This window comes from Shewanella sp. MEBiC00475 (genome assembly GCF_005234075.1).
GTDB classification, from domain to species: domain Bacteria; phylum Pseudomonadota; class Gammaproteobacteria; order Enterobacterales; family Shewanellaceae; genus Shewanella; species Shewanella polaris.
Map to the genome: position 1 here is coordinate 3423321 of NZ_CP039928.1, position 19624 is coordinate 3442944.

General features: G+C 42.1%; 14 protein-coding genes, 2 tRNA genes and 1 pseudogene. 16 read left to right on the forward strand and 1 reads right to left on the reverse strand.

Annotated elements, in window-relative coordinates; genetic code table 11:
• The first annotated feature begins 5 nt into the window (after window positions 1–5).
• From carB to secF, 5 genes are all read left to right on the forward strand, one after another.
• A complete protein-coding gene (carB, locus tag FCN25_RS15300; RefSeq protein WP_137226224.1) occupies window positions 6–3227 on the forward strand; it encodes a carbamoyl-phosphate synthase large subunit in 3222 nt (1073 codons plus the stop codon).
• A gap of 229 nt (window positions 3228–3456) precedes the next feature.
• Window positions 3457–3933, forward strand: a complete 477-nt coding sequence (greA, locus tag FCN25_RS15305) for a transcription elongation factor GreA (protein ID WP_137226226.1) — start codon at window positions 3457–3459, stop codon at window positions 3931–3933.
• 404 nt (window positions 3934–4337) lie between these two features.
• Window positions 4338–4925: a hypothetical protein gene (locus FCN25_RS15310; RefSeq protein ID WP_137226229.1), complete on the forward strand. Its 588-nt coding sequence runs from the start codon at window positions 4338–4340 to the stop codon at window positions 4923–4925.
• Between the two features lie 144 nt (window positions 4926–5069).
• Window positions 5070–6881, forward strand: coding sequence for a protein translocase subunit SecD (gene secD / locus FCN25_RS15315; protein WP_137226231.1), 1812 nt, complete (start codon window positions 5070–5072; stop codon window positions 6879–6881).
• Between the two features lie 4 nt (window positions 6882–6885).
• Window positions 6886–7809: a protein translocase subunit SecF gene (gene secF / locus FCN25_RS15320; protein WP_137226233.1), complete on the forward strand. Its 924-nt coding sequence runs from the start codon at window positions 6886–6888 to the stop codon at window positions 7807–7809.
• Window positions 7810–7884: 75 nt separating this feature from the next.
• On the opposite strand, the gene yhbY is transcribed toward secF, so the two are convergent.
• A complete protein-coding gene (gene yhbY / locus FCN25_RS15325; protein WP_137226235.1) occupies window positions 7885–8187 on the reverse strand; it encodes a ribosome assembly RNA-binding protein YhbY in 303 nt (100 codons plus the stop codon).
• A 90-nt stretch (window positions 8188–8277) separates the two neighbouring features.
• Here yhbY and rlmE point away from each other — a divergent pair, with 90 nt between their 5' ends.
• The 11 genes and pseudogenes from rlmE to infB all read left to right on the forward strand — a co-directional run bounded on the left by rlmE (window position 8278) and on the right by infB (window position 19566).
• Complete coding sequence (rlmE, locus tag FCN25_RS15330) at window positions 8278–8907, forward strand: 23S rRNA (uridine(2552)-2'-O)-methyltransferase RlmE (protein ID WP_137226237.1); 630 nt, start codon at window positions 8278–8280, stop codon at window positions 8905–8907.
• Window positions 8908–8952: 45 nt separating this feature from the next.
• Window positions 8953–10926 carry an ATP-dependent zinc metalloprotease FtsH gene (gene ftsH, locus FCN25_RS15335; RefSeq protein WP_137226239.1) on the forward strand — a complete coding sequence of 658 codons (1974 nt, stop codon included), beginning with the start codon at window positions 8953–8955 and terminating at the stop codon, window positions 10924–10926.
• 70 nt (window positions 10927–10996) lie between these two features.
• Window positions 10997–11830, forward strand: a complete 834-nt coding sequence (folP, locus tag FCN25_RS15340; protein ID WP_137226241.1) for a dihydropteroate synthase — start codon at window positions 10997–10999, stop codon at window positions 11828–11830.
• 52 nt (window positions 11831–11882) lie between these two features.
• Window positions 11883–13219 (forward strand): annotated as a pseudogene (gene glmM / locus FCN25_RS15345) (phosphoglucosamine mutase).
• 139 nt (window positions 13220–13358) lie between these two features.
• Window positions 13359–14141 carry a triose-phosphate isomerase gene (gene tpiA, locus FCN25_RS15350; protein WP_137226243.1) on the forward strand — a complete coding sequence of 261 codons (783 nt, stop codon included), beginning with the start codon at window positions 13359–13361 and terminating at the stop codon, window positions 14139–14141.
• A gap of 4 nt (window positions 14142–14145) precedes the next feature.
• Window positions 14146–14481, forward strand: coding sequence for a preprotein translocase subunit SecG (secG, locus tag FCN25_RS15355; protein WP_137226245.1), 336 nt, complete (start codon window positions 14146–14148; stop codon window positions 14479–14481).
• Between the two features lie 13 nt (window positions 14482–14494).
• Window positions 14495–14581: transfer RNA gene (locus FCN25_RS15360), tRNA-Leu, on the forward strand.
• An 81-nt stretch (window positions 14582–14662) separates the two neighbouring features.
• A tRNA-Met gene (locus tag FCN25_RS15365) sits at window positions 14663–14738 on the forward strand.
• Between the two features lie 170 nt (window positions 14739–14908).
• Window positions 14909–15364: a ribosome maturation factor RimP gene (gene rimP, locus FCN25_RS15370; protein ID WP_137226247.1), complete on the forward strand. Its 456-nt coding sequence runs from the start codon at window positions 14909–14911 to the stop codon at window positions 15362–15364.
• A 31-nt stretch (window positions 15365–15395) separates the two neighbouring features.
• Window positions 15396–16895, forward strand: a complete 1500-nt coding sequence (gene nusA, locus FCN25_RS15375; RefSeq protein WP_137226249.1) for a transcription termination factor NusA — start codon at window positions 15396–15398, stop codon at window positions 16893–16895.
• A 25-nt stretch (window positions 16896–16920) separates the two neighbouring features.
• Window positions 16921–19566 carry a translation initiation factor IF-2 gene (gene infB / locus FCN25_RS15380; protein ID WP_137226251.1) on the forward strand — a complete coding sequence of 882 codons (2646 nt, stop codon included), beginning with the start codon at window positions 16921–16923 and terminating at the stop codon, window positions 19564–19566.
• Window positions 19567–19624: the final 58 nt, after the last annotated feature.

The following is a 19624-nucleotide window of genomic DNA, read 5'->3' on the forward strand; positions in this document are numbered from 1 at the left end:
ACGCAATGCCAAAACGTACAGATATAAAAAGTATTCTTATCCTAGGTGCCGGTCCAATTGTTATTGGACAGGCGTGTGAGTTTGATTATTCAGGTGCACAAGCCTGTAAAGCGCTTCGCGAAGAAGGCTATCGCGTGATTCTGGTCAACTCTAATCCCGCAACGATTATGACCGACCCTGAAATGGCTGATGCAACCTATATCGAGCCAATTCATTGGGAAGTGGTACGTAACATCATTGCTAAAGAACGACCTGATGCAATTCTACCCACAATGGGCGGGCAAACTGCACTAAATTGCGCACTTCAACTTGAAGAAAAAGGTGTGCTAAAAGAATTTAATGTTGAAATGATTGGTGCGACAGCTGATGCGATTGATAAAGCTGAAGACCGTAGCCGTTTCGACAAAGCGATGAAATCCATTGGGTTAGACTGTCCGCGTGCGGGTATTGCTCACACTATGGATGAAGCTTACGGCGTATTAGATATGGTGGGCTTCCCCTGTATTATTCGTCCGTCTTTCACCATGGGTGGTAGCGGCGGTGGTATTGCCTACAACAAAGAAGAGTTTGAAGAGATTTGTTCTCAAGGCTTAGATTTGTCGCCAACTAACGAGTTATTGATTGATGAATCATTAATTGGTTGGAAAGAATATGAAATGGAAGTGGTTCGTGACCGCAACGATAACTGTATTATCGTATGTGCTATCGAAAACTTTGACCCTATGGGCGTTCATACTGGTGACTCAATTACGGTTGCACCAGCACAAACCTTAACTGACAAAGAATATCAATTAATGCGTAATGCTTCTTTAGCGGTTTTACGTGAGATTGGTGTTGAAACCGGTGGTTCAAACGTACAGTTTGGTATTTGTCCTGATACTGGCCGTATGGTTATTATTGAGATGAACCCACGAGTATCACGATCATCAGCTCTAGCGTCTAAAGCGACTGGTTTCCCTATTGCTAAAATTGCCGCTAAGCTTGCTGTTGGTTACACATTAGATGAGCTTAGTAACGATATTACAGGCGGTAAAACACCTGCATCGTTCGAACCTGCTATCGATTATGTTGTGACCAAAATACCACGTTTTAACTTTGAAAAGTTTGCTGGTGCAAATGACCGTTTAACGACTCAAATGAAGTCTGTGGGTGAAGTCATGGCCATTGGCCGTACTTTCCAAGAATCATTGCAAAAAGCGTTACGCGGCCTTGAAGTGAGTCGTAACGGTTTTGATCCGATTGTTGATTTACAATCTCCAGAAGCCATACAACGTATTCGCCATGAATTAAAAGAACCGGGTTGTGACCGTATTTGGTACATCGCAGATGCATTTCGTGCAGGTTTAAGCCGTGATGATATCTTCACGCTAACTAATATTGACCATTGGTTCTTGGTTCAAATTGAAGATTTGATTACCCAAGAAGCAAAAGTCGCTGAGCTTGGGATGTCAGGATTAGAGCAAAACTACTTACGCCAATTAAAGCGTAAAGGTTTCTCTGATGCGCGTTTAGCCGATGTGTTAGGTGTGAATGAAAGCGAAATTCGTAAATTACGTCAACGTCATGAAATTCACCCAGTTTATAAGCGTGTCGATACTTGTGCAGCTGAATTCTCAACTGATACAGCTTACATGTATTCAACGTATGAAGATGAGTGCGAAGCTAACCCATCGAACCGTGAAAAAATCATGATTCTGGGTGGCGGTCCTAACCGTATTGGACAAGGGATTGAGTTCGATTACTGCTGTGTTCATGCAGCATTAGCACTACGCGAAGACGGTTATGAAACCATTATGGTGAACTGTAATCCTGAAACCGTATCAACCGACTACGATACATCTGACCGCTTATATTTCGAACCCGTCACGCTTGAAGACGTACTCGAAATCGTGCGTATCGAAAAACCAAAAGGTGTAATCGTACAGTACGGTGGTCAAACTCCGCTTAAACTAGCGCGAGAATTAGAAGCAGCAGGCGTACCGATTATTGGTACCAGCCCGGATGCAATTGACCGTGCAGAAGACCGCGAACGTTTCCAACAAGCGATTCAACGTTTGAACATGAAACAGCCTGAAAATGCGACAGTAACTACTGTTGAAAACGCTGTGATTGAAGCTGAAAAAATTGGTTATCCCTTGGTTGTTCGCCCATCTTATGTATTGGGCGGTCGTGCGATGGAAATTGTATACGACAAGCAAGATTTACTCCGCTACTTTAACGAAGCGGTCAAAGTATCTAATGCATCGCCAGTATTACTTGATCACTTCTTAGATGATGCGATTGAAGTGGATATTGATGCAGTGTGTGACGGTGAGACTGTGGTGGTTGGTGCCATTATGGAACACATTGAACAAGCTGGGGTTCACTCTGGTGACTCAGGATGTTCATTACCACCTTACACCTTGAGTGCTGATATTCAGGCGAGAATGCGTGATCAAGTGTCTAAACTGGCTTTTGAATTAGGCGTGGTCGGTTTGATGAACGTGCAGTTTGCAGTAAAAGATAACGAAATCTATATGATTGAAGTTAATCCGCGTGCCGCACGTACAGTCCCATTTGTGTCTAAAGCAACAGGCGTGCCGCTAGCTAAAATAGCAGCACGAGTTATGGCTGGCCAAAGCTTAATTTCACAGAACTTCACTAAAGAAGTGATTCCACCGTATTTCTCTGTGAAAGAAGTGGTATTACCGTTTAATAAGTTCCCAGGTGTTGATCCGTTATTAGGCCCAGAAATGCGCTCAACTGGTGAAGTCATGGGCGTGGGTGATACTTTTGCTGAAGCCTATGCAAAAGCCCAGCTTGGTGCCACATCTGAAGTGCCTAAGTCGGGCCGTGCGTTATTATCTGTGCGTAACAGTGATAAAAAACGCGTTGCCGATTTAGCTTCTAAGCTAATTGAGCTAGGTTATGAAATTGATGCCACCCATGGAACCGCGATTATCTTAGGCGAAGCAGGGATTAATCCTCGCTTGGTTAACAAGGTACATGAAGGTCGTCCACACATTGTTGATCGTATTAAAAATGGCGAATATACCTACATTGTTAATACTACAGAAGGTCGTCAAGCGATTGTCGATTCTCGACAGATCCGTCGTGGTGCATTGCGTTATAAAGTCAATTATACTACGACATTGAATGCTGCCTTTGCGACCTGTTTAGCGCATGCTGCAGATGATCGTGTCAAGGTGACTTCTATACAAGAGCTACACAAACGTATAAAAAGTTAATTTTTACTGTGTGGTCGTGATTAAGGTCGCCATTTGGCGACCTTTTTTATGACATTTTGATGAAGCATGACTAGCAAGTCTGTAAAAGCTTAGGTAAGCTGTTGTCATCATCGAAAAGATGCATCCTAGATACGCACGCTAAGTCGGTTGCGTACTTCCAACTAAATTTTTACTGTGTTGACTTTTGTCAGCACGGGATGCTTTTGTTTTTAAAGGAGACAAAGTCATTATGAGTAAGGTCCCAATGACTGTAGTTGGCGCAGACCAATTACGTAAAGAACTTGAAATGCTAAAGTTCGATCGCCGTCCAAAAATTACAGAAGCAATTGCTTCTGCACGTGAGTTGGGCGATTTAAAAGAGAATGCCGAATACCATGCAGCCCGTGAAGATCAGGGAATTTGTGAAGCGCGTATTCGCGATATTGAAGGTAAGTTATCTAACGCTCAAATTATTGATGTCACTAAACTGGAAAACACTGGACGAGTCATTTTTGGCACCACTGTGACCATTTTAAATATTGATACCGATGCTGAAGTGACTTATCGCATTGTCGGCGATGATGAAGCAGATATTAAACATAATTTAATTTCTGTTAATTCGCCCATTGCACGTGGATTAATTGGTAAAAGTGAAGGTGATGAGGTTTCTATAACCACGCCTGGCGGATTAACTGACTATGAAATTATCGCGGTTAAATACCTCTAAATGAGCGGTTATTGCCATTTGGAATATTGATAAATTGTTATTAATGCCTCGGTTTAAGACGAAAAGGCCTCTTATGGACAAATTCAACCCAAACTAAAACAATACTGCCTAACTGAAAGCACTAAATAACATTATTTAGTGCTTTTTTGTTTACTGTTAACCGTAATGAATATTTAAACAGATCAGATATTGGATAATTATTGGTATAAGCATAGAACATGGATGAAAATTCATTTGCAGATTAAAGGTGCAATGGATATTCTCGGCATGTGTTAAGTTGATGTGTTGTTTCTGATGTTACTTAGTAAATAACTATATTGATCTGTAAAAGTAAGTAAATAGCTTTGTAAGATAAGTGCATAGCTTTGTATGATAAATAAATTGATTTGCAACTTAAGGTCATTATGACGTTTCCATGGGCTCGTATATTGCTAATGCTGATTATTGTGGGGTTGTGTTCAATCTTCCTTACCAATAGTCGTGTGCTAGCTTTAGCATCTATGCCATTTGATTCATATCATAGTTATTCTTGTTCGTATGATCAGGACTTAACGTCAAAGGAACGCCGTTGTGAACCGCAAAGCAATACTTATTCTGATACTACCTTTTCTTCAATTGAAAATGCGAATGTAGACTTATCTACTGTACTTAGCGACACTCTTACTGATGTGAGCAGCTCAATATTGGACTACGCTAGAGATCTGTCATCAACGAATGTTATCTCTGAGCCACCTAATTCAAACGATGTACATTATGTGCCCACTTATTCTGCACGATATATCAGCATAGCTCAGCATCAACCCGACGAAACAAACCCTAATTATGTGTTGGCTTATGAATTTGTTTCTCCACCAGTACCGAGCTTAACCATAGGTTATCAAATTAATTTTAGTCCCCAATTGGACTGGACATTGTCAACCGCGTCAGCCCCCTCAAGACTTTCAGCTTGGAAAGAGTCGAATTTACTTTTCGTTCACGCTCACACCTGCTAACTAAATCCTGCATTAATGATAAATGTCATTAGCTTTGCTAATGAGTTTTACTGTGGGTCGATGATTTAGGTCAATACTGTTCATCACTCACTATGCATTTTAGATTGTGGCTTAAATGGCCTCAATATTGTGGGATCAAGCGTTATGAAAATATCATCAAAAAATAGTAGATTAAATCATTATTCTCAATGGAAATATTGGCTTTTAATTATCACCCTAAGTGTCCTGTTTTTGAGTGCATTACCTTCTTGGTTTGGGGAAGAACCTGCGGTTCAGCTTGCTGTTAAATCGAAACATTCACTGACAACAGAACAAATCCACCATACATTGCAACAAGCTGGCATAAACAGTAAACGCATTGATCAGCAACTAGACAATGTCTTGGTGGTATTAGCTGATAAAGATGATCAAACACAAGCTAAAGAGGCTTTGATTAAACAGTTTGGACAGCAAGCCCAAGTGACTTTGGCGTTATCACCTGCTGCCCCAAATTGGTTATTAGATTTAGGTGTTAAACCCATCAAGTTAGGATTAGATCTTCGAGGAGGCGTGCAGTTTCTGCTGGACGTGGATCTTGACCTCGTATTTAAAAATCAAGCAGTGATGATTGGCGATGCCATAAGACAGTTTGTTAGAGAACAACACTTTAGCAGAGTGTCAGTGGATTCAGGCGAGGGTGCGGCATTAGCTATCAATGTCGTTAATGACGATGTTCGTGGGCAATTAAGGCAATTTATTGCTCAGAAATATCCTTTGTGGCAAGTGAGTGGGCACCAACAAACACTGAATGTGAGTTTACCTGAAAATGAGCAAATCAAGTTAACGAATTTAACGGTTCAGCAAAATTTACAAATTATGCGTAGCCGGATTGAAGAGTTAGGGATTACCGAAGCATTAGTACAGCGTCAAGGTGAAAATCGTATTCGCATTGAACTGCCTGGTGTGCAAGACCCCGCAACGGCTAAAAATGTCATTGGTGCCACTGCAAATTTAGCATTTTACCCTGTAGTTCAGATAGGTTCGGTCAATGCTATTGTCTTTAACGACGAACAAAATAAACCTGTTTATGTTAACAGAAGCCCGGTACTTAACGGTGATCACATTATTGATGCTCGTGCCGCTACCGGCGACTTTGGTATGGCAAAAGTGAACATCAGCCTTGATGCTGCGGGTGGTAAGCTAATGTCGGACTTCTCTCGCGACAATATAGGCAAGCCTATGGCAACCGCATACAGCGAGTTCAGCCGTGATGATCAAGGTAAAGCCATACAAACGACAAAGATAATCAGTGTAGCAACCATTCAAAGCCAATTAGGCAATCGTTTTGAAATAACAGGTGCAGGAAGCCATCAAGAAGCTCAGCAGCTTGCATTACTGCTAAGGGCTGGCTCAATGACTGCGCCTGTTACGATTGTTGAAGAGCGAACCATTGGCCCCAGTTTAGGTGCTGAAAACATCGTTAACGGTTTTGCGGCATTAGCATTAGGTATGGCGGTGACATTATTATTTATGGCGTGTTGGTATCGTCGTTTAGGCTGGGTCGCTAATGTGGCGTTAATTGCCAACATGGTGATGCTATTTGGATTGTTAGCGCTTATTCCTGGTGCGGTATTAACCTTACCTGGTATTGCGGGGTTAGTGCTTACTGTCGGTATGGCAGTAGACACGAACGTACTTATATTTGAGCGGATTAAAGAAAAAATAGCAGAAGGTCGGAGTTTTGCCAGTGCAATTGATGTGGGATTCGATAGTGCCATATCAACTATATTTGATGCTAATTTCACCACAATGATTACTGCTATAGTGCTGTTTTCAATTGGCAATGGTCCCATTCAAGGTTTCGCTTTAACCCTAGGGTTAGGTTTATTAACCAGTATGTTTACTGGTATTTTTGCCTCTCGGGCATTAATTAATCTTGTTTATGGGCGTGATATTCGTCGCGCAATTAAGGTGTAATCCAATGAACTCAAATCCTTTAAATAACAGCTCAAATCAACTGCAATCTTTTACCAAATGGCGTTATACATCAAGCATGATATCCATTGTGTTGATGTTGTTTTCATTAACGGTAATTGGCACAAAAGGTTTTAATTGGGGGCTCGATTTCACCGGTGGTGTCGTCACCGAAGTGCAATTAGATAAGGTTATTACAGCAAGTGAAATTCAACCATTAATGACGGCAGCATATCAACAAGAGGTTAGTGTTATTTCGGCCGGAGAGGCCGGGCGTTGGGTATTGAGATACGCAGATATTCCAGATGAAAATCAACGCCCAGAACTGCAAGCTGTATTAGCACCTTTAAATAGTGACATTAAGATATTAAACAGTAGCATCGTTGGACCACAAGTAGGGCAAGAATTAGTTGAACAAGGTGGACTGGCATTATTGATAGCTATGCTGTGTATCATGGGCTATTTGAGTTTTCGATTTGAATGGCGTTTAGCTTCAGGCGCATTATTTGCGCTAATGCATGACGTAGTGTTTGTATTGGCTTTTTTTGCTCTGAGTCAAATGGAATTCAATTTAACCGTGTTGGCGGCTATTCTGGCTATTTTAGGTTATTCGTTAAATGATTCGATTATTATTGCCGATCGAATCCGTGAACAACTTATTGTTAAGCCGCAATGGAATATTACTGATATTAATAATCTTGCCGTTAAATCGACGTTTTCAAGAACCATGGTCACATCCGGCACGACCTTATTAACGGTTGTAGCTTTGTGGATTATGGGAGGATCGCCGCTTGAAGGGTTTTCTATTGCGATGTTTATCGGTATTTTAACTGGTACATGGTCATCAATTTCGGTTGGAGCAACCTTGCCTGAGTTTTTAGGATTAAAAGCTGAACACTATATAGTGGCACCCGTGCCTGATACTCCATAGATATGTGCGTATGAATTATTCTTCATAAAAAAGCCGCTGAAATCAGCGGCTTTTGTTTTGAATTCAAATATCGCGTTATTTTTTTGCTTTTGGCAAAGCAATCTTCATTTCTGCCGAATGGCGGAAAAGAACTAATACATGACCGATAAGTTGCACTTTCGCAGACTGCGTTTCACGAATAATGGCGTCAACGATGGCATTTTTAAGCTCTCTGTCAGCAGAGGCTACTTTCACTTTAATCAATTCATGATGAGTAAGAGCGCTATCAATTTCAGCCAGAACACCTTCAGTTAGTCCATTGCCACCAAGCAGCACCACTGGTTTTAGACTGTGTGCCAGACCTTTTAAATGCTGTTTTTGTTTGGTTGTTAAGTTCATTTTTACCAACTTTTGCTGAGTTACTGTTGAAAAACGCGTATTCTACCCTTATATAGAGCTTATGTAACTCTGAATCGTTGCGGAATTTAAATGACAACAAAAAAACGAACGGCAAGTTCAAGTCGTTGGATGCAGGAACACTTTGATGATCACTATGTGAAACTGGCCCAGAAACGAGGCCTACGTTCACGTGCAGCATTTAAGTTAGAAGAGATCCAACAAAAAGATAACTTGATTAAACAGGGGATGACCGTTGTTGATTTAGGTGCTGCACCAGGTGGTTGGTCACAAGTGGCTGCCAAATTAACGGGTGATAGAGGCAAAGTTATCGCGTGTGATATCTTACCAATGGACCCCATTGTTGGTGTGGATTTCCTTCAAGGTGATTTTAGAGAAAACAAAGTACTCGAAGCATTGCTTGAGCGTGTAGGTCAAGATAAAGTGGATGTGGTACTATCAGATATGGCTCCGAACATGAGTGGTTCGGGTGCTGTTGATCAACCGAGGGCTATGTATTTAGTTGAATTAGCGCTAGATATGTGTCACCAAGTGTTGGCGCCTAATGGCTGTTTTGCTGTTAAAGTCTTTCAGGGGGAGGGCTTTGACGACTACATGAAAACAGTCAAACAGGCATTTAAAGTAGTTAAAACACGTAAACCAGACTCCTCTAGAGCGCGCTCTCGAGAAGTCTATCTAGTGGCGACTGGTTACAAGTTGTAGTAGTCTAACGTTAATAATCGCAGGACTGTTAAGAGGTCGAGTAATTTGAGTGACATGGCTAAAAATTTAATACTCTGGGTTGTCATCGCTGTTGTGCTGATGTCAGTGTTTCAGGGTTATTCCCCCTCTTCTTCGAATACGCAGAAGATGGATTATTCCGCCTTTTTGGACAATGTTCGAAATGGTCAAATTAACAAGGTCGAAATAAAAAGCGACCAACGAACCATTGAAGGGACAAAGCGTACTGGTGAAAAGTTCACCACTATCATGCCGATTTATGATCAAGATCTAATTAATGATCTAGATAGAAAGGGTATCGACATGAAAGGGCAAGAGGCTGAAGAATCAGGCTTTTTAACCCAAATATTTATTTCATGGTTCCCAATGTTATTGCTCATAGGGGTGTGGATATTTTTCATGCGTCAAATGCAAGGCGGCGGTGGAAAGGGCGCAATGTCATTTGGTAAAAGTAAAGCCAAATTGATGAGCGAAGACCAAATTAAAACCACATTCGCTGATGTTGCTGGCTGTGATGAAGCAAAAGAAGAAGTGAAAGAACTGGTTGATTATTTACGTGATCCTACCAAGTTTCAAAAATTAGGCGGTCGTATTCCTACGGGCGTGTTAATGGTTGGACAGCCTGGTACAGGTAAAACCTTGCTAGCTAAGGCTATTGCTGGTGAATCCAAAGTGCCATTCTTTACCATTTCAGGTTCTGATTTTGTGGAAATGTTTGTCGGTGTTGGTGCTTCTCGTGTTCGTGACATGTTTGAACAAGCCAAAAAATCAGCTCCATGTATTATCTTTATTGATGAAATCGATGCCGTAGGTCGCCAACGTGGTGCAGGTGTTGGTGGTGGTCATGATGAACGAGAGCAAACATTGAACCAGTTACTGGTTGAGATGGATGGTTTCGAAGGTAATGAAGGCGTTATTGTCATTGCGGCAACTAACCGTCCGGACGTACTCGATTCTGCACTACTTCGTCCAGGTCGATTTGACCGCCAAGTTGTGGTCGGTTTACCCGATGTTCGTGGTCGTGAACAAATCCTTAAAGTACACATGCGTAAAGTGCCTTTATCGGACGATGTTAAAGCAAGTGTTATTGCCCGCGGTACCCCAGGGTTCTCAGGTGCAGACTTAGCAAACCTTGTTAACGAAGCTGCGTTGTTTGCTGCGCGTGGTAATCGTCGTGTAGTCGGTATGGAAGAGTTTGAACGTGCTAAAGACAAAATCATGATGGGTGCTGAGCGCCGTTCTATGGTGATGTCTGAAGAAGACAAAGAGATGACGGCTTATCATGAAGCCGGACATGCTATTGTTGGTTGCTTAGTGCCAGAACATGATCCAGTACATAAAGTGACAATTATTCCACGAGGACGTGCATTAGGTGTTACTTTCTTCTTACCTGAAGCCGATGCTGTTAGTCAAAGCCGTCGCAAATTGGAATCACAGATATCCGTTGCTTACGGTGGACGTTTAGCCGAAGAGCTTATCTATGGTAGTGAAAAAGTGTCTACTGGTGCTTCACAAGACATAAAATACGCGACTTCCATTGCTCGTAACATGGTTACTCAATGGGGCTTTTCAGACAAACTGGGTCCATTACTCTATGCCGAAGAAGAAAATGAAGTTTTCTTAGGACGCAGTATGGGTAAATCAAATGCCATGTCTGGTGATACTGCATCATTAATTGATTCTGAAATCAAAATGTTTATCGATAAAAACTATCAACGTGCACAAACCATGTTGACAGAAAATATGGATATTTTACATGCGATGAAAGACGCATTGATGAAGTACGAAACGATTGATTCGTTACAAATTGATGATTTAATGCATCGACGTGAAGTGCGTATGCCAGCTGAATGGCAAAAAGATGAATCATCTGACGATAAAGACAATGGCAATACCACGCCTAAGTCTGAAGTTGAAACGCCAGTGGATGACGCTAAAACCGACACTAAAGTCGACAATAAAGCCGATTCGAATGATGCGGATGAATCACCAGCTAAATAATTAATTTAGTGAATAAAGAAAACCCCGAAAGGGGTTTTCTTGTTTTTAGCCTTTATCAAGGAAAACTAATTTGTTTCAATTAACCCATGCTAAGAAAACCCTCGATTTATCATCTCCAGTTGTAATGGGGATTGTTAATGTCACCCCCGACTCTTTTTCTGACGGCGGTGCTTATTCTAATGTTGAATTAGCCTGCAAACATGTCGACCACATGGTTGAGCAAGGTGCATTAATTATTGATGTGGGTGGCGAGTCAACTCGTCCAGGTTCCGACATCGTTTCAGTGGAAGAAGAACTGGCACGTGTTATTCCCATTATTGAATACACCGCTAAAAAATATGATGTATGGATTTCGATAGATACCAGTAAACCTGAAGTAATGGAGCAGGCAGTCAATGCAGGTGCCAATATGATTAATGATGTGCGTGCATTGCAAGTAGCTGGAGCCTTAGCAATGGCTGCAACCTTAGATGTGCCAATTTGTTTAATGCATATGCAAGGTGAACCTCAAACCATGCAAGAGAAACCTGAGTATCAAGATGTAGTTGAAGAAGTAAAAGCCTTTTTCGAACTGCGTATTGCCTACTGTGAAGCGGCAGGTATTGATCGTGAGCGTCTAATTCTTGATCCAGGTTTTGGCTTTGGCAAAACTTTAGCGCATAATTACCGCCTATTAGCGACATTACCTTCCTTACATGAATTTCATTTACCTTTATTGGTCGGATTGTCACGAAAAAGCATGATTGGGGACTTGTTAGGGCGTGCTATTGATCAACGCCTTGCGGGTAGTCTTGCTGGAGCACTTATTGCAGCTCAGCAAGGTGCGCAGATAATACGAGTTCATGATGTACCCGAAACTGTTGACGTACTTAAAGTCATGTCTGAAACAATGGCTAATTTGTAGTTCTGTCGATATAACACGTTGTATAAAAAGTGATTAACTTAAGTGGGGACCTGTGAAACAAAGACAATTTTTTGGAACCGATGGTATTCGCGGCAAAGTAGGGGCAGGCAAAATGACCCCCGAATTGGCATTGAAGCTCGGTTGGGCCGCAGGACGAGTATTGTCGCGAAATGGCACTCAAAAAGTGATTATTGGTAAGGATACTCGTATTTCAGGTTACTTATTTGAATCGGCTTTAGAAGCGGGATTATCTGCCGCCGGGTTAAATGTTTTATTACTTGGACCCATGCCGACACCTGCAGTAGCTTATTTAACTCGGACATTTCGTGCTGAAGCGGGTGTGGTTATTAGTGCTTCGCATAATCCATATTACGATAATGGTATCAAGTTTTTCTCAACAGATGGCAGTAAACTCGATGATGATATTGAGCTTGAAATTGAGGCTGAACTTGAAAAACCATTAGTGTGTGTTGAATCTCACTTATTGGGTAAGGCCCGCAGAATCGAAGATGCTGCAGGACGTTATATTGAATATTGCAAAGGGAATTTCCCAGCAGATCAAACTCTTGAAGGTTTAAAAATTGTGGTTGATTGTGCCCATGGTGCAACTTACCACATAGCCCCAATGTATTTCGAGAACTTGGTGCGGATGTGATTGCTATTGGTGATAAACCTAATGGTTTGAATATCAATGATAAAGTGGGTGCAACATCAATGGCCAAAATATGTGAAACTGTATTAGCTGAAAAAGCTGATTTAGGTATCGCATTAGATGGTGATGGCGACCGTATTATGATGGTCAATAGCCACGGAGAGGTAATTGATGGGGATCAAATTTTATATATTCTAGCCGTAGATGCCCAAAAACGTGGTATTTTGAAAGGCGGTGTAGTGGGCACGTTAATGTCTAACCTAGGGCTAGATTTAGCATTGCAAGCGCTTAATATTCCATTTGTTCGCTCGAAAGTGGGTGATCGGTATGTCATGGAAATTCTTAAAGAAAAAAATTGGCGTATCGGCGGAGAAAATTCGGGCCATATACTCAATCTTGATCATGGCACCACAGGTGATGGTATTGTTGCAGGTATTTTAGTGCTAGCAGCGATGCGACGCCAAAATTCGTCACTTGAACAATTAACCGAATCAATGAAGATGTTACCGCAGGTATTAGTGAACGTTAGGTTTGAAGGAAACTCGAATCCGTTGGATACTGATGCAGTAAGATTAGCCCAAGCTGATGTTGAGCAACAATTAGGTTCTCGTGGACGAGTATTATTACGCAAGTCGGGTACAGAACCGTTAATTAGGGTGATGGTTGAGGGTGATGATCATCCACAAGTGCTTGCACATGCAAATCGTATTGCTGACGCCGTAAAGGCAGCATGTTAATTATCTGAATATTCAGTTATGTTGTTACGCGCTCAAAAAGTAGACGCTTCGACAGATTATCTGAATTATTCCCCTTTTAGCTCTTGTAACTTGATAAGTGGTTCGCTATTATTCACGCCGCTTTCAGAGGAGATAATGAATGGCACTCAGACGTCCTATGGTCGCTGGCAACTGGAAAATGAATGGTAATTCGGCATTGGCCCAAGAACTTTTCAAAAAGTTTGCTACAAAGCTCCAAAATGATTCCGCTGAAGTGGTTTTATGTCCGCCTTCAATTTATCTTGAAAGTGTTCGACAGCTGCTTGAAGCCAATAAGCAAACCTTAGATGGCGCGCTTGTGAGAATGGGCGCACAAAATCTTAGTCAACATGATTTTGGTGCGTACACCGGTGAAATGTCCGGGCAGATGCTAAAAGATTCTGGATGTCGATATGTTATTATCGGCCATTCCGAACGTCGCCGTATGTACGGAGAGACGAGTAATATAGTGGCAGAGAAGTTTGCCGCAGCGCAAAAAAATGGTCTGACACCGATTTTATGTGTAGGTGAATCTGGACCGGCTCGTGAAGCAAGACGTACCTTTGAGGTGATTGCGGAAGAGCTTGATATAGTAATTGAAAAAAACGGTACCATGGCTTTTGATAACGCGATTATCGCCTACGAACCTTTATGGGCAGTAGGTACAGGTAAAAGCGCTACACCAGAGCAGGCACAAGAAGTACATGCGTTTATACGCAGTCGCCTCTCTGAAGTATCTCCCTTCATTGGCGAGAATATCAGAATTTTATACGGTGGTAGCGTCACCCCAAGCAATGCGGCAGATATATTTGCTCAGCCTGATGTTGATGGCGGCTTGATTGGCGGTGCCAGTTTGAACTCAAGTGAGTTTTTAAGTTTATGTACCATAGCGATGAGCGCGTAATAATATGTACGAAGTTCTTATAGTTGTATACTTGGTGGTAGCGTTAGGCCTTATCGGCTTAATTTTAATTCAACAAGGAAAGGGTGCCGATATGGGCGCATCTTTCGGGGCCGGTGCTTCAGGCACATTGTTCGGTTCAAGCGGATCAGGTAACTTCCTGACTCGCAGTACTGCAGTATTAGCCATTGGTTTTTTTGCATTGAGTTTAGTGATTGGTAATTTAAGTGCTAATCATACTCAACAAAATGATCAATGGAATGATTTAGGTCCAGCAGCAGAGCAAATCATTGACGATGCGCCTGTGCAAACCGAACAGTCAGAAACAAAGATTCCTGACTAGTAAACTAAGTATCGCCGAGGTGGTGGAATTGGTAGACGCGCAGCCTTGAGGTGGCTGTGTCTTAACGGACGTGCGGGTTCAAGTCCCGCTCTCGGCACCATTATTTAACTAACAAATCATGGATTGAGTTTGATTAGTTATTGCAAGATATAGTGTAAATCAATATACTTGCATCAGTTGACGCGGGGTGGAGCAGTTGGTAGCTCGTCGGGCTCATAACCCGAAGGTCGTCGGTTCAAGTCCGGCCCCCGCAACCAGCTCCTTGTAATTTAACTTTGAAAGAAGATAAATTACAATTTACAGGTTTTATAATAAAATAACCTCGTGATTACGGGGTTTTTTGTTATATGGACTTTTAAATATCCGTGCTTTATGCGGATTGCTATGGGGCTATTAGCCCTTTTTTTGTTTTTTTTGGGGGTCATTTTTGGCAACGATAGAATCCAAGCTAGTTGAGATGTTAACGGTACCCGTTGAAGCATTGGGCTTTCAACTATGGGGCATAGAGTATATTCAAGCTGGTCGTCATTCAATATTACGTGTTTTCATTGATCACGAGAATGGCATCAACATTGAAGACTGTGCAGAAGCCAGTCGTCAAGTTAGCGCAGTTATGGATGTTGAAGACCCTATTTCTACAGAATACACATTAGAAGTATCTTCACCTGGCGTAGATAGACCTTTATTTACCGCTGAGCAATATGCGGCCTACGTGGGTGAAGATGCAAAAGTACAGTTGACTATGCCTGTTGCGGGTAGTCGTAATTTAAAAGGCGTCATTAGTAGCGTTGATGGGCAAATGCTCACCATCACTGTTGATGGTAAAGACTTGATTGTTGCTTTGGATAATATCCGTAAAGGTAACATTATCGCTAAGTTTTGATAGTTTCAGGTGAAGAACGAGGCAAGACCAAATGAATAAAGAGATCCTGCTAGTCGCAGAAGCGGTTTCCAATGAGAAAGGCGTTCCCCGTGAGAAAATTTTCGAGGCGCTAGAAATTGCACTGGCCACTGCTACAAAGAAAAAATACGAAGGCGATATTGAAGTTCGTGTTGAAATTGACCGTAAAACGGGTCATTACGATACGTATCGTCGTTGGATGGTAGTTGATGACCATGGTGAACCACTAGAGAACCCTTATAGTGAAATTACCATTGAAGCTGCGCGTTATGAACAACCTGATATCCAGCCAGGTGAATACATTGAAGATGAAATAGATTCAGTTGTCTTTGACCGTATTACGACGCAAACAGCAAAACAAGTTATCGTTCAAAAAGTTCGTGAAGCCGAGCGTGCGCAAATTGTTGAACAATTTATTGAGCGTGAAGGTGAAATTGTTACTGGTATCGTCAAGAAAAGTACCCGTGAAAGTGTGGTTGTCGATTTAGGCAATAACGCAGATGGCGTGATATTTAAAGAAGACTTAATTAGCCGTGAATCTTTCCGCCCTGGTGATCGTGTACGTGCTTTATTGTACTCAGTACGTCCAGAAGCGCGTGGAGCACAGTTATTTTTAACTCGCAGTAAGCCTGAGATGTTAATTGAGCTTTTCCGTGTTGAAGTGCCTGAAATTTACGACGAATTGATTGAAGTGATGGGTGCAGCTCGTGATCCAGGAGCTCGTGCTAAAATCGCCGTTAAATCAAATGACCGTCGCATTGACCCTATTGGTGCTTGTGTTGGTATGCGTGGCGCACGTGTGCAAGCCGTATCAAATGAATTAGGTGGCGAGCGAGTAGATATTGTGATGTGGGATGATAATCCTGCACAATATGTGATCAATGCCATGGCACCTGCTGATGTAGCCTCTATCATTGTCGATGAAGATAATCACTCAATGGATATTGCTGTGGAAGCAGATAGTTTGGCACAGGCAATTGGTCGAAATGGCCAAAACGTTCGTTTAGCGACTCAACTGACTGGTTGGGAATTAAATGTAATGACAGTTGAAGACTTGAATAAGAAACACCAAGCCGAAAGTGCAAAGGTGATTGACTTGTTTGTAGCTTCTCTGGATGTAGATGCAGATTTTGCAGCCGTGTTGGCTGATGAGGGATTCACTTCGTTAGAAGAAATTGCTTATGTCCCAGAATCTGAACTATTAGCAATAGAAGGTTTTGACGAAGATATCGTTGAAGCACTACGTGAACGTGCAAAGGCGGCAATCTCGACAAGAGCATTAGCGTCCGAAGAAGCGTTAGACGGTGCAGAGCCAAGTGATGACTTACTAGCATTGGAAGGATTAGAAAGACATTTAGCTTATGTTCTTGCGAGCAATGGCGTAGTGACTTTAGAAGACTTGGCCGAGCAAGGTATTGATGATTTACTTGATATTGAAGAATTAACAGAAGAAAAAGCAGGTGAGCTCATCATGGCTGCCCGCAATATCTGTTGGTTTGGCGAAGAAGCATAAGTCGATCAACAGGGGGATTTAATTGATGGCAGATACAAATGTAGAAAAATTAGCAACAGAAGTGGGCAAATCAGTCGAGCGACTAATTGAGCAATTCTCAGAAGCAGGTATGAGCAAGAAGAAACTCGATACCGTTTCAGAAAATGAGAAGAAACAACTTCTTGATTATCTAAAAAAACAGCATGGTGCAGATACTGTACCGACTAAAATGACATTGCAGCGTAAAACTGTGTCAACATTAAGTGTTGCAAGCACTGACGGTCAGTCAAAAGACGTTAAAGTGGAAGTCCGTAAAAAGCGCACTTTCGTTAAACGTGATGATGCAGAGTTAGCAAAACAAGCTGAATTAGAAGCTCAAGCCAAGGCCAAAGCAGAAGCTCAAGCAAAAGCGGAAGCTGAAGCAAAAGCCAAAGTAGCGGCAGAAGCGAAAGCAACTGCAGAAGCGAAGAAAAAAGCGGAAGCCGAAGCCAAATTGAAATCAGAAAAAGTAAAAGCTGAGCCTAAAGTAGCCAAAGTTGCTGACCCAGAAACGGCAGCAGCAAAAGCAGAGGCCGAGCGTTTAAAAGCGACTCAAGAAGCTGTGTTAACTCAAAAGCAAAAAGATGAAGCTGCTAAAGCTGCTGAAGCTGCACGTTTACTTGCAGAAGTAAACTCAAAGCGTTGGGCTGAAGAAGAGCGTCAACGTTTAGAAGCTGAAAAAAATGGTGATCATCACATCACAACATCTAAAGTTGCTCGTGCAGCAGAAGACAGTTCAGATGCTGATGACGAAAAACGTGGTCGTCGTGCTCGCAATAAAAACGCCAATAAAAAACGTGGCGGAAAAGATGCTCGTGACGGACGCGAAAAGCACATGCGTAACCGCAGCACTGCACCAGAATCTATGGCGCATGGTTTTAATAAACCTGCAGCAGCTGTTAGTCGTGATGTGCGTATTGGTGAAACTGTAACCGTATCTGAATTGGCTCATTTAATGGCAATTAAAGCCACTGTGATCATCAAGCAAATGATGAAAATGGGCACTATGGTGACAATTAACCAAGTACTTGACCAAGAAACAGCGCAAATGGTTGCAGAAGAACTCGGTCATAAAGTGGTACTTATTCGTGAAAACGAACTTGAGCATCAAGTTCTTCAAGACCGCGATGACAACATTAAACTAGAATCACGTGCACCGGTTGTGACTATCATGGGTCACGTTGACCACGGTAAAACATCGTTACTCGATTATATTCGTCGTGCGAAAGTAGCATCTGGTGAAGCCGGTGGTATTACTCAGCATATTGGTGCATACCACGTTGAAACTGACAACGGCATGATCACTTTCCTTGATACTCCTGGTCACGCGGCGTTTACGTCAATGCGTGCTCGTGGTGCTAAGGCAACTGATATTGTTATTTTGGTTGTAGCTGCTGATGATGGTGTAATGCCACAAACGATTGAAGCGATTCAACATGCTAAAGCGGGTAATGTACCGTTAATTGTTGCTGTTAACAAAATGGATAAGCCAGATGCTGATCCTGAGCGTGTTAAGAGTGAGCTGTCTCAACATGGCATTATGTCAGACGATTGGGGCGGAGATAATATGTTTGTTCATGTATCAGCTAAAACTGGTATGGGCGTTGACGAACTATTAGAAGGCATCTTGCTTCAATCTGAAGTATTAGAACTTAAAGCTATACGTGATGGAATGGCAGCGGGTGTTGTTATTGAATCAAAACTTGATAAAGGTCGTGGCCCTGTGGCTACTGTCTTGGTTCAAGAAGGTACATTACGTCAAGGTGATATCGTTTTATGTGGTTTAGAGTACGGTAAAATTCGTGCGATGAATGACGAAAATGGTCAATCTATCACTGAAGCAGGTCCTTCTATCCCGGTAGAAATCTTAGGTCTTTCTGGTGTGCCGTTAGCTGGTGATGAAGCGACAGTTGTACGTGATGAACGTAAAGCCCGTGAAGTAGCATTGTATCGCCAAGGAAAATTCCGCGATATTAAATTAGCACGTCAGCAAAAGTCTAAGCTAGAAAACATGTTTGCCAACATGGAAGAAGGCGAAGTACAAGAACTGAATATCGTACTTAAAGCGGATGTTCAGGGTTCTCTTGAGGCAATTTGTGAATCATTAGCTAAACTGTCTACTGATGAAGTGAAAGTGAACATTATTGCTCGTGGTGTCGGTGCATTAACTGAAACTGATGCAACATTAGCTGCAGCTTCTAATGCTATTCTGGTCGGATTCAATGTCCGTGCTGATGCACAGGCACGTAAGACTATCGATTCAGAAAGTGTTGATTTACGTTATTACAGCATCATCTACAACTTAATTGATGAAGTTCGTGCTGCAATGACAGGTATGTTAGCACCAGAATTTAGACAAGAAATTATCGGTCTTGCTGAAGTTCGTGATGTATTTAAGTCTCCTAAAATTGGCGCTATTGCTGGTTGTATGGTTACTGAAGGTATTGTTAAGCGTAGTGCACCAATTCGTGTTCTACGTGATAACGTGGTTATCTTCGAAGGTGAACTTGAGTCATTACGTCGCTTTAAAGACGATGCTCCAGAAGTCCGTAATGGGATGGAATGTGGTATTGGTGTGAAGAACTACAATGACGTTCGCGTAGGAGACCAAATTGAGGTCTTCGAAACAGTCGAAATAGCTCGCACCTTATAAGAACCAATGGAAGGGCGGCTTTAGCCGCCCTTTTTGATTGTAGACCTAACGATATGGC

Excerpts from the sequence above, each read along its gene's own strand:
- secF (WP_137226233.1), top strand. The coding sequence starts at position 6,886 with ATGAACTCAAATCCTTTAAATAACAGCTCAAATCAACTGCAATCTTTT.
- carB (WP_137226224.1), top strand. The coding sequence starts at position 6 with ATGCCAAAACGTACAGATATAAAAAGTATTCTTATCCTAGGTGCCGGT.
- rlmE (WP_137226237.1), top strand. The coding sequence starts at position 8,278 with ATGACAACAAAAAAACGAACGGCAAGTTCAAGTCGTTGGATGCAGGAA.
- infB (WP_137226251.1), top strand. The coding sequence starts at position 16,921 with ATGGCAGATACAAATGTAGAAAAATTAGCAACAGAAGTGGGCAAATCA.
- FCN25_RS15310 (WP_137226229.1), top strand. The coding sequence starts at position 4,338 with ATGACGTTTCCATGGGCTCGTATATTGCTAATGCTGATTATTGTGGGG.
- secD (WP_137226231.1), top strand. The coding sequence starts at position 5,070 with ATGAAAATATCATCAAAAAATAGTAGATTAAATCATTATTCTCAATGG.
- yhbY (WP_137226235.1), bottom strand. The coding sequence starts at position 8,187 with ATGAACTTAACAACCAAACAAAAACAGCATTTAAAAGGTCTGGCACAC.
- secG (WP_137226245.1), top strand. The coding sequence starts at position 14,146 with ATGTACGAAGTTCTTATAGTTGTATACTTGGTGGTAGCGTTAGGCCTT.
- nusA (WP_137226249.1), top strand. The coding sequence starts at position 15,396 with ATGAATAAAGAGATCCTGCTAGTCGCAGAAGCGGTTTCCAATGAGAAA.
- tpiA (WP_137226243.1), top strand. The coding sequence starts at position 13,359 with ATGGCACTCAGACGTCCTATGGTCGCTGGCAACTGGAAAATGAATGGT.
- greA (WP_137226226.1), top strand. The coding sequence starts at position 3,457 with ATGAGTAAGGTCCCAATGACTGTAGTTGGCGCAGACCAATTACGTAAA.